Source organism: Streptomyces sp. NBC_01016 (assembly GCF_026341035.1).
Taxonomy (GTDB): domain Bacteria; phylum Actinomycetota; class Actinomycetes; order Streptomycetales; family Streptomycetaceae; genus Streptomyces.
Genome location: NZ_JAPEOQ010000002.1, coordinates 1,651,992 through 1,664,737, shown reverse-complemented (window position 1 = coordinate 1,664,737; position 12,746 = coordinate 1,651,992). Strand labels below are relative to the sequence as shown.

Here is a 12,746-nt window from a genome sequence, read left to right as displayed (position 1 = left end):
GGCTCAGGGCCTACAGCCCCGCGGCCTTGCGCAGCGCGTCCACGCGGTCGGTCTTCTCCCACGTGAACTCGGGCAGCGCGCGCCCGAAGTGGCCGTACGCGGCCGTCAGGGAGTAGATCGGACGCAGCAGGTCGAGGTCGCGGATGATCGCGGCCGGACGGAGGTCGAAGACCTCGGAGATCGCGGCCTCGATCTTGTCCGTGTCGACCGTCGCCGTACCGAAGGTCTCCACGAAGAGACCGACGGGCTCGGCCTTGCCGATCGCGTACGCGACCTGGACCTCGCAGCGCGAGGCGAGCCCCGAGGCCACGACGTTCTTGGCGACCCAGCGCATCGCGTACGCGGCCGAGCGGTCGACCTTGGACGGGTCCTTGCCGGAGAAGGCGCCGCCACCGTGGCGGGCGTAGCCGCCGTAGGTGTCGATGATGATCTTGCGGCCGGTCAGACCGGCGTCGCCCATCGGGCCGCCGATCTCGAAGCGGCCGGTCGGGTTGACCAGCAGGCGGTAGTTCTCGGTCTCCAGCTTGATGCCGTCGTCGAGCAGCGCCTTCAGCTCCGGCTCCACCACGAACTCGCGGATGTCGGGGGCGAGGAGCGAGTCCAGGTCGATGTCGCTCGCGTGCTGCGAGGAGACCACGACCGTGTCCAGACGGACCGCCTTGTCGCCGTCGTACTCGATGGTGACCTGGGTCTTGCCGTCGGGGCGCAGGTAGGGGATCGTCCCGTTCTTGCGCACCTCGGAGAGGCGGCGCGAGAGGCGGTGCGCGAGGTGGATCGGGAGCGGCATGAGCTCCGGCGTCTCGTCGCACGCGTAGCCGAACATCAGGCCCTGGTCGCCCGCGCCCTGCTTGTCGAGCTCGTCCTCGTCGCCCTCGACGCGCTTCTCGTACGCCGTGTCGACGCCCTGCGCGATGTCGGGCGACTGCGAGCCGATGGAGACCGAGACGCCGCAGGACGCGCCGTCGAAGCCCTTCTTCGACGAGTCGTAGCCGATCTCGAGGATCTTGTCGCGCACGAGCTGCGCGATCGGCGCGTACGCCTTCGTGGTCACCTCGCCGGCGACGTGCACGAGGCCAGTGGTGATCAGCGTCTCGACGGCGACGCGGGACGAGGGGTCCTCGCGCAGCAGCGCATCGAGAATGGTGTCGCTGATCTGGTCAGCGATCTTGTCGGGGTGACCCTCGGTCACGGACTCCGAGGTGAACAGGCGACGGGACACAACGCTCCCTGTGGTTGCAGCGGCTGCTGGCTGATCATTTGACGGTTGGTGCGGGGGGCTGCGCCCGGCACCGTCCGGGAACAGTTTATCGGTCGTACTCGGCCGCCGGGTCACGTGTCTCGCCCACTGGGAGTGCTGTGACCTGCGACACCGCATTCTGCGATACGACGATCGGTCTTCGGAAGGGTACTGCTCGCCCGAAATTGGCGTGTTTTCGGGGTTTCCATGCGTCAGGGGTGCCGGATGTGAATTTCACGCACCGATGGGGTTCCGCGCGTGTTAGGCAAAGATTCAGCCGTCCGTCGCGGGCGCGAGGCGGCGCGCCGCCTCGTCCCAGACACGGTCGGCGAGCGCTTCCTTCGGGCCGTGGGGGACCGGGGTCTCGTGCCCGTCGGCGCCCAGGATCACGGCCTCGTTCTCCTCGGAGCCGAAGGTCTTGCGCTCCCCCACCTCGTTGACGACGAGCAGGTCACAGCCCTTGCGGGCGAGCTTGGCGCGGCCGTTCGCGAGGACGTCGTCGGTCTCCGCGGCGAAGCCTACGACGACTTGTCCCGGTCGGGCCCGGTCGGCGGACAGCTCGGCAAGGATGTCCGGGTTGCGGACGAGGACGATCGGCGCCGGCTCCTCGCCGTCCTTCTTCTTGATCTTCCCGGTCGCGTACGCCTCGGGGCGGAAGTCGGCGACGGCCGCGGCCATGACCACCGCGTCGGCATCGGCGGCCGCCTTGAGGGCCGCCTCGCGCAGCTGAACGGCCGTTCCCACGTGGACGACGTCGACGCCCGCCGGATCCGGCAGGTCCGCGTTGGCCGAGAGCAGCGTGACGCGGGCGCCGCGCGCCGCCGCCGTGCGGGCAAGCGCGTAGCCCTGCTTTCCGGAGGAGCGGTTGCCGAGGAAGCGGACCGGGTCGAGGGGCTCGCGGGTGCCGCCGGCGCTGACGACCACGTGGCGGCCGGCGAGGTCCTGCGGGGCGTCGCCGCGCGCGAGCACCCTGCGTGCGTACTCGAAGATCTCCGTCGGGTCGGGGAAGCGGCCCTTGCCGGTGTCGACGCCCGTGAGGCGGCCGACGGCCGGCTCGATGACGAGGGCGCCGCGGCGGCGCAGCGTGGCGACGTTCTCCTGGGTGGCCGGGTGCTCCCACATCTCGGTGTGCATCGCGGGGGCGAAGACGACCGGACATCGGGCGGTGAGGAGCGTGTTCGTAAGAAGGTCGTCGGCGAGCCCGTGGGCCGCCTTGGCGAGCATGTCGGCGGTGGCCGGCGCGACGATCACGAGGTCCGCGTGCTGGCCGATGCGCACGTGCGGCACCTCGTGGACCGAGTCCCAGACCTCCGTCGAGACCGGGTTGCCGGAGAGTGCCGACCAGGTCGCGGCGCCGACGAAGTGCAGCGCCGAGTCGGTCGGCACGACGCGCACGTCGTGGCCGGACTCCGTCAGTCGACGCAGCAGCTCACACGCCTTGTAGGCGGCGATTCCGCCGCTGACCCCCAGAACGACCTTCGGCTTCGACACCGGCTTCTCCCCTGAATCTCGGACGTGCGCCCCTGAAGCGCGAGCGTACGACTCCATGACACACCACAGGCCCGGCAGTCGCGCTGCCGGGCCTGTAATGAAGAAATTCCGCAGAAACGCGGTACTTACGTAACCGGGCCCTCGATGGCCTCGGACGTCAGCAGACCCGCGTTGATCTCACGAAGAGCGATCGAGAGCGGCTTCTCGTGGACGTGCGTGTCCACGAGCGGGCCGACGTACTCGAGGAGGCCCTCACCGAGCTGCGAGTAGTACGCGTTGATCTGACGCGCGCGCTTGGCGGCGTAGATGACCAGGCTGTACTTCGAGTCGGTGGCCTCGAGGAGCTCATCAATCGGAGGGTTGATGATGCCCTCGGGCGCGGTGATGGTAGAGGACACTCTCTGCCTTCCGATGGGGTTAAAGATCAAAGAACTTTCATCAAGGCTAGCAGCTCACGGGCCACGCCCTCGACGGAGGTATTGACAAGCGTGGTGTCGAACTCCGATTCGGCGGCGAGCTCCACCTTGGCGGCCTCGAGACGACGCTCGATGACCTCCGGCGCCTCCGTACCGCGCCCGGTGAGCCGGCGGACCAGCTCCTCCCAGCTCGGAGGAGCCAGAAAGACCAGCTGCGCCTCGGGCATCGATTCCCGGACCAGGCGTGCGCCCTGGAGGTCGATCTCGAGCAGCACCGGCTCCCCCGCCTCCAGGCGGTCGAGCACGGCCCGGCGCGGGGTGCCGTAGCGGTTCCCCGCGAACTCGGCCCACTCGAGGAGCTCACCGTTGGCGATCAGCTTGTCCATTTCCTCGTCGGTGACGAAGAAGTACTGGACACCGTGCTGCTCGCCGGGGCGCGGCTTGCGGGTCGTGGCCGACACCGAGAGCCAGACCTCGGGGTGTTCCTTGCGCATATGGGCGACAACCGTGCTCTTGCCGACCCCCGAGGGGCCGGAGAGCACGGTCAGCCGCGGACGTTCACTCATGCAGCGATTATTCCAGTTGTTCCGGAGTGCCCGGACCAGCCCCGGGAATCACCCCGGGGCGGGCTCGGCCGCTCAGGCTCCGGTGCTGCCGAACTCGCGCTCCAGGGAGGCGATCTGGTTGGAACCGAGACCGCGCACCCGGCGGGATTCGGAGATCCCGAGCCGCTCCATGATCTGCTTGGCGCGGACCTTGCCCACGCCGGGCAGGGACTCCAGGAGGGCGGAGACCTTCATCTTGCCGATGACGTCGTTCTCCTGGCCCTGCTTGATGACCTCGTGGAGGGAGGCGCCGGAGTGCTTGAGTCGATTCTTGACCTCGGCCCGCTCCCGGCGAGCCGCGGCGGCCTTTTCGAGCGCGGCTGCGCGCTGTTCAGGGGTAAGGGGCGGAAGAGCCACGCCTACGTCACCTCGGATGTCGAACTGTCGGATACGGACCGGTGAGGAACCTAATCGCCCCACACCTGGTGAGCAACGAACAACCCGCTGGCGTGCAGTTGGCCGTTGACTCTCGACGGAGACTAGCGGGCATGGCCGCCAGAGTCAGCGAGAACAGACGAAAAGTCCTGGTCAGCCTCTGTCGAGCCGTACATTCTGGACAAATCGACCGCTAAACAGGACAGGATTGAGACGCAAAACCCAAGGTCGGCACGGAGTGCCACCCCTAAACCTCTCGCGTCAGGCCCCCGCGACGGCCTCGCGCACCTCGTCCGCGAACCGCACGGAGGCGTCCCGAAGGGCGGCGACCGAAGGTCCCGCCTTGAGAACTCCACGGCTCACATTCGGTACGACATTGCGCACGGCGGAGCCGAACACGGACGGGAGATCGGCCGCCGTGGCACCCTGCGCCCCGATGCCGGGGGCGAGGAGCGGGCCGTTGATGTCGAGCTCGTAGGAGGACAGATCGCCGAGCGTCGCGCCGACGACGGCTCCGAAGGAGCCCATGGGGTCCTCCCCCGCGTTCTCCTCGGCAAGGTGCCCGAGCATCGTCGCCCCCACGTTGCGACCGTCGGCGCGGACCGCGTGCTGGACCTCGCCGCCCTCGGGGTTCGAGGTGAGCGCGAGCACGAAGAGGCCCGCTCCGGACTCGCGCGCCAGGTCGACGGCCGGCTTCAGGGACCCGTAGCCGAGGTACGGCGAGACGGTCAGGGCGTCCGAGAACAGCGGGGAGTCCTTGTGCAGGAAGGTCTCCGCGTACGCGGCCATGGTGGAGCCGATGTCGCCGCGCTTGGCGTCCATGACGACGAGGGTCCCGGCGGCGCGCAGGTCCGCCACGGCCCGCTCCAGGACCGCGACGCCCCGCGAGCCGAACCGCTCGAAGAACGCCATCTGCGGCTTCACCACGGCCACCGTGTCGGCCATGGCCTCGACGCACACGCGCGTGAAGGTCTCCAGGCCCGTGATGTCGTCGTTCAGGCCCCAGGAGGACAGCAGGGCGGCGTGCGGGTCGATGCCGACGCACAGCGGACCGCGCTCGTCCATGACGCGGCGCAGGCGCGCGCCGAAGGGGTCCATCGCACTCATGCGGAAGCCTTCTTCCTGACATCGGCGCCGATCGCGTCGGCGAGCGTGGCGTACGGGGAGTTGTGCAGGCGGGCGGCGAGTCCCTTGTGGATCGCGCGGGCGTAGCAGGGGCCTTCGTAGATGAAGGCCGAGTAGCCCTGGATGAGCGTGGCACCGGCGAGGATGCGTCGCCAGGCGTCCTCGGCGTTCTCGATGCCCCCGACGCCCACGAGCGTGATCCGGTCGCCCACGCGCGCGTACAGGCGCCTGAGGACCTCCAGGGAGCGCTCCTTGAGGGGAGCGCCGGACAGGCCGCCGATCTCCTTCACGACGTCGCCGCCGGTGCTGAGGCCCTCGCGGGAGATGGTGGTGTTCGTGGCGATGATGCCGTCCAGGCCGAGTTCGACGGCCAGGTCGGCGACCGCGTCGATGTCCTCGTCGGCGAGGTCGGGCGCGATCTTCACGAGGAGCGGGACACGGCGCGACGTGACCGTGCGGTCGGCCGCCTCGCGCACGGCGCTCAGGAGCGGCCGCAGCGCCTCGGTGGCCTGGAGGTTGCGCAGGCCCGGCGTGTTCGGCGAGGACACGTTCACGACGAGGTAGTCGGCGAACGCGGCGAGCCGCTCGGTCGACTTCACGTAGTCGGCGGCGGCCTCGGCCTCCGGCACGACCTTGGTCTTGCCGATGTTGACGCCGACCGTGGTCCTGAAGACCGGGTTGCGGGAGGCCAGGCGGGCCGCCACGGCCAGCGAACCCTCGTTGTTGAAGCCCATGCGGTTGATGAGCGCGCGGTCCTGCACAAGGCGGAACAGGCGCTTCTTGGGGTTGCCCGGCTGGGCCTCGCCCGTGACGGTGCCGATCTCGACGTGGTCGAAGCCCAGCATCGACATGCCGTCGATCGCGATGGCGTTCTTGTCGAAGCCGGCGGCGAGCCCGAAGGGACCGTGCATCCGCAGGCCCAGGGCCTCCGTACGCAGCTCCTTGTGGCGCGGCGCGAGATACGCGGCTACGAAGGTGCGCAGAACGGGCGTGCGGGCCGCGAGACGGATCCAGCGGAAGGCCAGGTAGTGGGCCTTCTCGGGGTCCATGCGCTTGAAGACGAGGTTGAAGAACAGCTTGTACATGCCTGAAGTCCTATAGGTCCTCATGAGGCGGTGGCCTCATGAAGAGGGGGACACCGTTTTGGTGTCCCCCTCTTGGGCTGCTGGATCCTTAGTCGCGGGCCGCCGTCAGGTGCTCCGCGTGTTCCTGCAGTGAGCGCACGCCCACGTCTCCGTGGCCCAGCGCCTCGATGCCCTGGACGGCCGCGGCGAGCGCCTGGACCGTGGTCAGGCACGGCACGGAGCGGGAGACCGCCGCCGTACGGATGTCGTAGCCGTCGAGGCGGCCACCGGTGCCGTACGGGGTGTTGACGATCAGGTCGACGTCGCCGTCGTGGATCAGCTGGACGATCGTCTTCTCGCCGTTCGGGCCCTCGCCCTCGGACTGCTTGCGCACGATCGTGGCGTTGATGCCGTTGCGCTTGAGGACCTCGGCGGTGCCGGACGTGGCGAGCAGCTCGAAGCCGTGGGCGACCAGCTCGCGCGCCGGGAAGATCATCGAGCGCTTGTCGCGGTTGGCGACGGAGATGAACGCCCGGCCCTTCGTCGGCAGCGGACCGTAGGCGCCCGCCTGCGACTTGGCGTACGCCGTGCCGAAGACGGAGTCGATGCCCATGACCTCGCCGGTGGAGCGCATCTCCGGGCCGAGGACCGTGTCGACGCCGCGGCCGTGGATGTCGCGGAAGCGCGACCACGGCATGACGGCCTCCTTGACGGAGATCGGCGCGTCCATGGGCAGCGTGCCGCCGTCGCCGGTCTTCGGGAGCAGGCCCTCGGCGCGCAGCTCGGCGACGGTGGCGCCCAGCGAGATGCGGGCGGCGGCCTTCGCGAGCGGCACAGCGGTCGCCTTCGAGGTGAAGGGGACCGTGCGGGAGGCGCGCGGGTTGGCCTCGAGGACGTAGAGGATGTCCCCGGCCATGGCGAACTGGATGTTGATGAGTCCGCGTACGCCGACGCCCTTGGCGATGCCCTCCGTAGAGGCGCGCAGGCGCTTGATGTCGTAGCCGCCGAGGGTGATCGGGGGCAGGGCGCACGCCGAGTCGCCGGAGTGGATACCGGCCTCCTCGATGTGCTCCATGACGCCGCCGAGGTAGAGCTCCTCGCCGTCGTACAGGGCGTCGACGTCGATCTCGATCGCGTCGTCGAGGAAGCGGTCGACGAGGACCGGCCGCGAGGGGCTGATCTCCGTCGACTCCTCGATGTACGAGGAGAGGCGCTCCTCGTCGTAGACGATCTCCATGCCGCGGCCGCCGAGCACGTACGAGGGGCGGACGAGGACCGGGTAGCCGATCTCGTCGGCGATCGTCTTCGCTTCCGCGAACGTCGTGGCGGTGCCGTGCTTCGGGGCCGGGAGGCCTGCCTCGGCGAGCACGCGGCCGAAGGCGCCGCGGTCCTCGGCGGCGTGGATCGCCTCCGGGGGCGTGCCGACGACGGGCACGCCGTTGTCCTTGAGCGCCTGCGCGAGGCCCAGCGGGGTCTGGCCGCCGAGCTGCACGATGACGCCCGCGATCGGGCCCGCGAGCGACTCCGCGTGGACGATCTCCAGGACGTCCTCGAGGGTCAGCGGCTCGAAGTAGAGGCGGTCGGACGTGTCGTAGTCCGTGGAGACCGTCTCCGGGTTGCAGTTGACCATCACGGTCTCGTAGCCCGCGTCGCTGAGCGCGAAGGAGGCGTGGACGCAGGAGTAGTCGAACTCGATGCCCTGGCCGATGCGGTTCGGGCCGGAGCCGAGGATGATCACGGCGGGCTTCTCGCGCGGCGCGACCTCGCTCTCCTCGTCGTACGAGGAGTAGAAGTACGGCGTCTTGGCGGCGAACTCGGCGGCGCAGGTGTCGACCGTCTTGTAGACCGGGCGGACGCCGAGGGCGTGCCTGACCTCGCGGACGACGTCCTCGCGCAGGCCGCGGATCTCGGCGATCTGGCGGTCGGAGAAGCCGTGCCGCTTGGCCTCCGCGATCAGCTCACGCGTCAGCTCGGGGGCGGCCGCGAGCTCGTCGGCGACCTCCTTGATGAGGAAGAGCTGGTCCACGAACCACGGGTCGATCTTCGTGTAGTCGAAGATCTCCTGGGGCGTGGCGCCGGCGCGGATCGCCTCCATGACGGTGTTGATGCGGCCGTCGGTCGGGCGGACGGCCTCTTCGAGGAGGGCGGTCTTGTCACCGGTCTCGCCGACGAAGGAGAACTGCGAGCCCGCCTTCTCCAGCGAGCGCAGCGCCTTCTGGAACGCCTCGGTGAAGTTGCGGCCGATGGCCATGGCCTCGCCGACCGACTTCATGGTCGTGGTCAGCGTGGAGTCGGCGCTCGGGAACTTCTCGAAGGCGAAGCGCGGGGCCTTCACGACCACATAGTCGAGCGTCGGCTCGAAGGAGGCCGGCGTCTTCTCGGTGATGTCGTTCGGGATCTCGTCCAGCGTGTAGCCGACGGCCAGCTTGGCGGCGATCTTCGCGATCGGGAAGCCGGTGGCCTTGGAGGCGAGGGCGGACGAGCGCGAGACACGCGGGTTCATCTCGATGACGATGACGCGGCCGTCGTCGGGGTTGATCGCGAACTGGATGTTGCAGCCGCCGGTGTCGACGCCGACCTCGCGGATGATCGCGATGCCGATGTCGCGCAGCCGCTGGTACTCGCGGTCGGTGAGCGTCATCGACGGGGCGACGGTGATCGAGTCACCGGTGTGCACGCCCATCGGGTCGAAGTTCTCGATGGAGCAGACGACCACGACGTTGTCGTTCTTGTCGCGCATCAGCTCCAGCTCGTACTCCTTCCAGCCGAGGATGGACTCCTCCAGGAGCACCTCGGTGGTCGGCGAGAGCGTGAGGCCCTGACCCGCGATGCGGCGCAGCTCCTCCTCGTCGTGCGCGAAGCCGGAGCCGGCGCCGCCCATGGTGAAGGAGGGGCGGACGACGACCGGGTAGCCGCCGAGCTCCTCGACACCCTTCAGGACGTCGTCCATGGAGTGGCAGATGTACGAGCGGGCGGACTCGCCGTGCCCGATCTTCTTCTTGACCTCTTCCACGACACCCTTGAAGAGGTCGCGGTCCTCGCCCTTGTTGATCGCCTCGACGTTGGCGCCGATCAGCTCGACGCCGTACTTCTCGAGGACACCCTGGTCGTGCATCGAGATCGCGGTGTTGAGCGCGGTCTGGCCGCCGAGGGTGGGCAGGAGCGCGTCGGGGCGCTCCTTGGCGATGATCTTCTCGACGAACTCGGGGGTGATCGGCTCGACGTACGTGGCGTCGGCGATCTCCGGGTCGGTCATGATCGTCGCCGGGTTGGAGTTGACCAGGATGACCCGCAGGCCCTCCTTCTTCAGCACCCGGCAGGCCTGGGTGCCGGAGTAGTCGAACTCCGCGGCCTGGCCGATGACGATCGGGCCCGAGCCGATGACGAGTACGGACTTCAGGTCGTTGCGCTTAGGCACGGGCGGACTCCATCAGAACTGTGCTCATCAAAGAAGTGAAGCGGTCGAACAGGTACGCGGCGTCGTGCGGACCGGCCGCCGCTTCGGGGTGGTACTGGACGGAGAAGCCCGGCTGGTCGAGCAGCTGGAGCCCCTCCACGACGTCGTCGTTGAGGCACACGTGGGAAACCTCGACGCGGCCGAACTTGGTGTCGCTCACCTTGTCCAGCGGCGCATCCACGGCGAAGCCGTGGTTGTGGGCGGTGACCTCGACCTTGCCGGTCGTGCGGTCCTGCACCGGCTGGTTGATGCCTCGGTGGCCGTACTTCAGCTTGAACGTGCCGAAGCCGAGGGCGCGGCCGAGGATCTGGTTGCCGAAGCAGATGCCGAACAGCGGCGTCTTGCGCTCCAGGACAGCGGTCATCAGCGCGACCGGGCCCTCGGCGGTGGCCGGGTCGCCCGGGCCGTTGGAGAAGAACACGCCGTCGGGATTCACGGCGTACACGTCCTCAGGAGACGCGGTGGCCGGCAGCACGTGCACCTCGATGCCGCGCTCGGCCATCCGGTGCGGGGTCATGCCCTTGATGCCGAGGTCGATGGCGGCGACGGTGAACTTCTTCTCACCGATCGCCGGTACGACGTAGGCCTCCTTGGTGGCGACCTCCTCGTACAGGCTCAGGCCCTTCATCGCGGGCTGCGCCTGGACCTTCGCGACGAGCTCGGCGTCGGCCGGGAGCGTCTCGCCGGAGAAGATGCCGGAGCGCATGGAGCCGCTCTCGCGCAGGTGCCGGGTGAGGGCGCGGGTGTCGATGCCGGAGATGCCGACGATGCCCTGCGCGACCAGCTCGTCGTCCAGGCTGCGCTTGGCGCGCCAGTTGGACGGCACGCGCGCGGGGTCGCGCACGACGTAGCCGGAGACCCAGATGCGCTTCGACTCGTCGTCCTCGTCGTTCCAGCCCGTGTTGCCGATCTGCGGGGCGGTCGCGACCACGATCTGGCGGTCGTACGACGGGTCGGTGAGGGTCTCCTGGTAGCCGGTCATGCCGGTGGAGAACACGGCCTCGCCGAAGGTCTCCCCCACGGCCCCGTAGGCGCGGCCGCGGAACACCCGGCCGTCCTCCAGGACGAGCACGGCGGGAACCTTCGCAGTTCCCCTGGTGGAGGTGGTCATCGTGCGGTGCCTTCCGTCGTGATCTTCGTTTTGATCATGTTGTTGATTGCGGTGACCCACTCCGCCTGCTCGGCGGCGTGGTCGGAGCGGAATCCCGAGTCGATCAGCTTGTCGCCGTGCGCCCAGGTGACGATCAGCAGGCCGCCCTCTGTGAGGACCTTGCCGGCGATGCCCTTGTCGAGCCGGGCCTCGCGCAGCGCGTCCACGGGGACGAAGAAGTCCGTCGCTCCGGGGCGTACGGCGGTCAGGCCCGCGTCGGTGAGCGTCAGCTCCACGCGGCTGCGAGTGCCGAGGCCGTGCGCCACGATGCGGTCGAGCCACTGCCCTGCGCTGGTGGAGCCGTGGTACCGGCCGCTCAGTTCCAGTTTCGCCGGGCCCTGCTCCGAAGGCGCGTCGGGCAGCGGCGGCAGGTCGCCCTGCAGGGTGCCGCGCCACTTCCAGCCCTGGCGCATCAGCCAGTAGACGAGCGCGATGAAGAGCAGCAGACCGACGATCCAGCCGATCCGGTTCGGCCAGTCCGTCACCTCCGCCGACTTCTGTTCGGCAGCGAGGACAGCGAGTGGTTGCAGAGGTGTCACGCGAGCTTCCCGTCGGCGAGGGTGGCCTTGCCCCGCAGCCAGGTGTGGGTGACGCGCCCCGGCAGCTCACGGCCCTCGTACGGGGTGTTGCGGCTGCGGGAGGCGAAGCCCGCGGGGTCCACGTCACCACGGTAGTCGGCGTCGACGAGAACCAGGTTCGCGGGCTCACCTGCCGAGACGGGACGTCCATGGCCGTGGGCCTGTCCGATCTCGGCGGGCTTCACGGACATCCGGTCGGCGACCCCGGCCCAGCTCAGGAGGCCCGTCTCGACCATCGTCTGCTGGACCACGCTGAGCGCGGTCTCCAGGCCCACCATGCCCATGGCGGCGGCGGCCCACTCGCAGTCCTTGTCCTCGTGCGGGTGCGGGGCGTGGTCGGTGGCGACGATGTCGATCGTGCCGTCGGCCAGCGCCTCGCGCAGCGCCATGACGTCCTTCTCGGTACGCAGCGGCGGGTTGACCTTGTAGACCGGGTTGTACGAGCGCACCATCTCGTCGGTGAGCAGGAGGTGGTGCGGGGTGACCTCGGCGGTGACGTCGATGCCGCGGGACTTGGCCCAGCGGACGATCTCGACGGAGCCGGCGGTCGACAGGTGGCAGATGTGCACGCGGGAGCCGACGTGCTCGGCGAGCAGCACATCCCGGGCGATGATCGATTCTTCGGCCACCGCAGGCCAGCCGCCGAGGCCCAGCTCGGCGGAGACGGTGCCCTCGTTCATCTCGGCGCCCTCGGTGAGGCGGGGCTCCTGCGCGTGCTGGGCGACGACGCCGCCGAAGGCCTTCACGTACTCCAGGGCGCGGCGCATGATCACGGCGTCGTGGACGCACTTGCCGTCGTCGGAGAAGACGGTGACGCCGGCGGCGGACTCGTGCATGGCGCCCAGCTCGGCGAGCTTGACGCCCTCCAGGCCGACGGTGACGGCGCCGATGGGCTGCACGTCGCAGTAGCCGTGCTCCTGGCCGAGCCGGTAGACCTGCTCGACGACGCCGGCGGTGTCGGCGACCGGGAACGTGTTGGCCATGGCGAACACGTTCGTGTAGCCACCGGAGGCGGCGGCCCGCGTACCGGTCAGGACGGTCTCGGAGTCCTCGCGGCCCGGCTCGCGCAGGTGGGTGTGGAGGTCGACGAGGCCCGGCAGGAGGACCTTGCCCTCGGCCTCGACGATGGTCTCGACGCCCTCGGTGGACAGTCCGCTGCCGACCTCGGCGATCACGCCGCCGTCGATCAGCACGTCCTGCGGCTCGCCGCCGAGCACCTTCGCACCACGGATAAGGGTCTTGCTCATT

11 protein-coding genes are annotated in these 12,746 nt (G+C 69.3%); all 11 read right to left on the bottom strand.

The window, feature by feature from the left end:
• Positions 1-10: 10 nt before the first annotated feature.
• The 11 genes from metK to OG746_RS34300 all read right to left on the bottom strand — a co-directional run bounded on the left by metK (position 11) and on the right by OG746_RS34300 (position 12,745).
• The gene (gene metK, locus OG746_RS34350; RefSeq protein ID WP_266721829.1) at positions 11-1,219 is read right to left on the bottom strand and encodes a methionine adenosyltransferase; all 1,209 of its coding nucleotides are present in this window, start codon (positions 1,217-1,219) and stop codon (positions 11-13) included.
• 291 nt (positions 1,220-1,510) lie between these two features.
• Positions 1,511-2,785: a bifunctional phosphopantothenoylcysteine decarboxylase/phosphopantothenate--cysteine ligase CoaBC gene (coaBC, locus tag OG746_RS34345; RefSeq protein ID WP_524540512.1), complete on the bottom strand. Its 1,275-nt coding sequence runs from the start codon at positions 2,783-2,785 to the stop codon at positions 1,511-1,513.
• A gap of 68 nt (positions 2,786-2,853) precedes the next feature.
• Positions 2,854-3,126: a DNA-directed RNA polymerase subunit omega gene (gene rpoZ, locus OG746_RS34340; protein ID WP_266721825.1), complete on the bottom strand. Its 273-nt coding sequence runs from the start codon at positions 3,124-3,126 to the stop codon at positions 2,854-2,856.
• Positions 3,127-3,152: 26 nt separating this feature from the next.
• Complete coding sequence (gene gmk, locus OG746_RS34335; RefSeq protein WP_266721823.1) at positions 3,153-3,710, bottom strand: guanylate kinase; 558 nt, start codon at positions 3,708-3,710, stop codon at positions 3,153-3,155.
• A gap of 72 nt (positions 3,711-3,782) precedes the next feature.
• A complete protein-coding gene (locus tag OG746_RS34330; protein WP_026246651.1) occupies positions 3,783-4,106 on the bottom strand; it encodes an integration host factor in 324 nt (107 codons plus the stop codon).
• Positions 4,107-4,385: 279 nt separating this feature from the next.
• A complete protein-coding gene (gene pyrF, locus OG746_RS34325) occupies positions 4,386-5,231 on the bottom strand; it encodes an orotidine-5'-phosphate decarboxylase (protein ID WP_266721821.1) in 846 nt (281 codons plus the stop codon).
• Positions 5,228-6,334, bottom strand: coding sequence for a quinone-dependent dihydroorotate dehydrogenase (locus tag OG746_RS34320; RefSeq protein WP_266721819.1), 1,107 nt, complete (start codon positions 6,332-6,334; stop codon positions 5,228-5,230). Before OG746_RS34320 ends, pyrF begins: the two co-directional genes overlap by 4 nt.
• Positions 6,335-6,422: 88 nt before the next feature.
• Complete coding sequence (carB, locus tag OG746_RS34315) at positions 6,423-9,731, bottom strand: carbamoyl-phosphate synthase large subunit (protein ID WP_266721817.1); 3,309 nt, start codon at positions 9,729-9,731, stop codon at positions 6,423-6,425.
• The gene (gene carA, locus OG746_RS34310) at positions 9,724-10,881 is read right to left on the bottom strand and encodes a glutamine-hydrolyzing carbamoyl-phosphate synthase small subunit (RefSeq protein ID WP_266721815.1); all 1,158 of its coding nucleotides are present in this window, start codon (positions 10,879-10,881) and stop codon (positions 9,724-9,726) included. The genes carB and carA overlap by 8 nt, the downstream gene beginning before the upstream one ends.
• Positions 10,878-11,459: a PH-like domain-containing protein gene (locus tag OG746_RS34305; RefSeq protein WP_266721813.1), complete on the bottom strand. Its 582-nt coding sequence runs from the start codon at positions 11,457-11,459 to the stop codon at positions 10,878-10,880. The genes carA and OG746_RS34305 overlap by 4 nt, the downstream gene beginning before the upstream one ends.
• Complete coding sequence (locus OG746_RS34300) at positions 11,456-12,745, bottom strand: dihydroorotase (RefSeq protein ID WP_266721811.1); 1,290 nt, start codon at positions 12,743-12,745, stop codon at positions 11,456-11,458. Before OG746_RS34300 ends, OG746_RS34305 begins: the two co-directional genes overlap by 4 nt.
• Position 12,746 lies beyond the last annotated feature (1 nt).

Excerpts from the sequence above, each read along its gene's own strand:
- carA (WP_266721815.1), bottom strand. The coding sequence starts at position 10,881 with ATGACCACCTCCACCAGGGGAACTGCGAAGGTTCCCGCCGTGCTCGTC.
- gmk (WP_266721823.1), bottom strand. The coding sequence starts at position 3,710 with ATGAGTGAACGTCCGCGGCTGACCGTGCTCTCCGGCCCCTCGGGGGTC.
- OG746_RS34300 (WP_266721811.1), bottom strand. The coding sequence starts at position 12,745 with ATGAGCAAGACCCTTATCCGTGGTGCGAAGGTGCTCGGCGGCGAGCCG.
- coaBC (WP_524540512.1), bottom strand. The coding sequence starts at position 2,785 with ATGGAGTCGTACGCTCGCGCTTCAGGGGCGCACGTCCGAGATTCAGGG.
- pyrF (WP_266721821.1), bottom strand. The coding sequence starts at position 5,231 with ATGAGTGCGATGGACCCCTTCGGCGCGCGCCTGCGCCGCGTCATGGAC.
- OG746_RS34320 (WP_266721819.1), bottom strand. The coding sequence starts at position 6,334 with ATGTACAAGCTGTTCTTCAACCTCGTCTTCAAGCGCATGGACCCCGAG.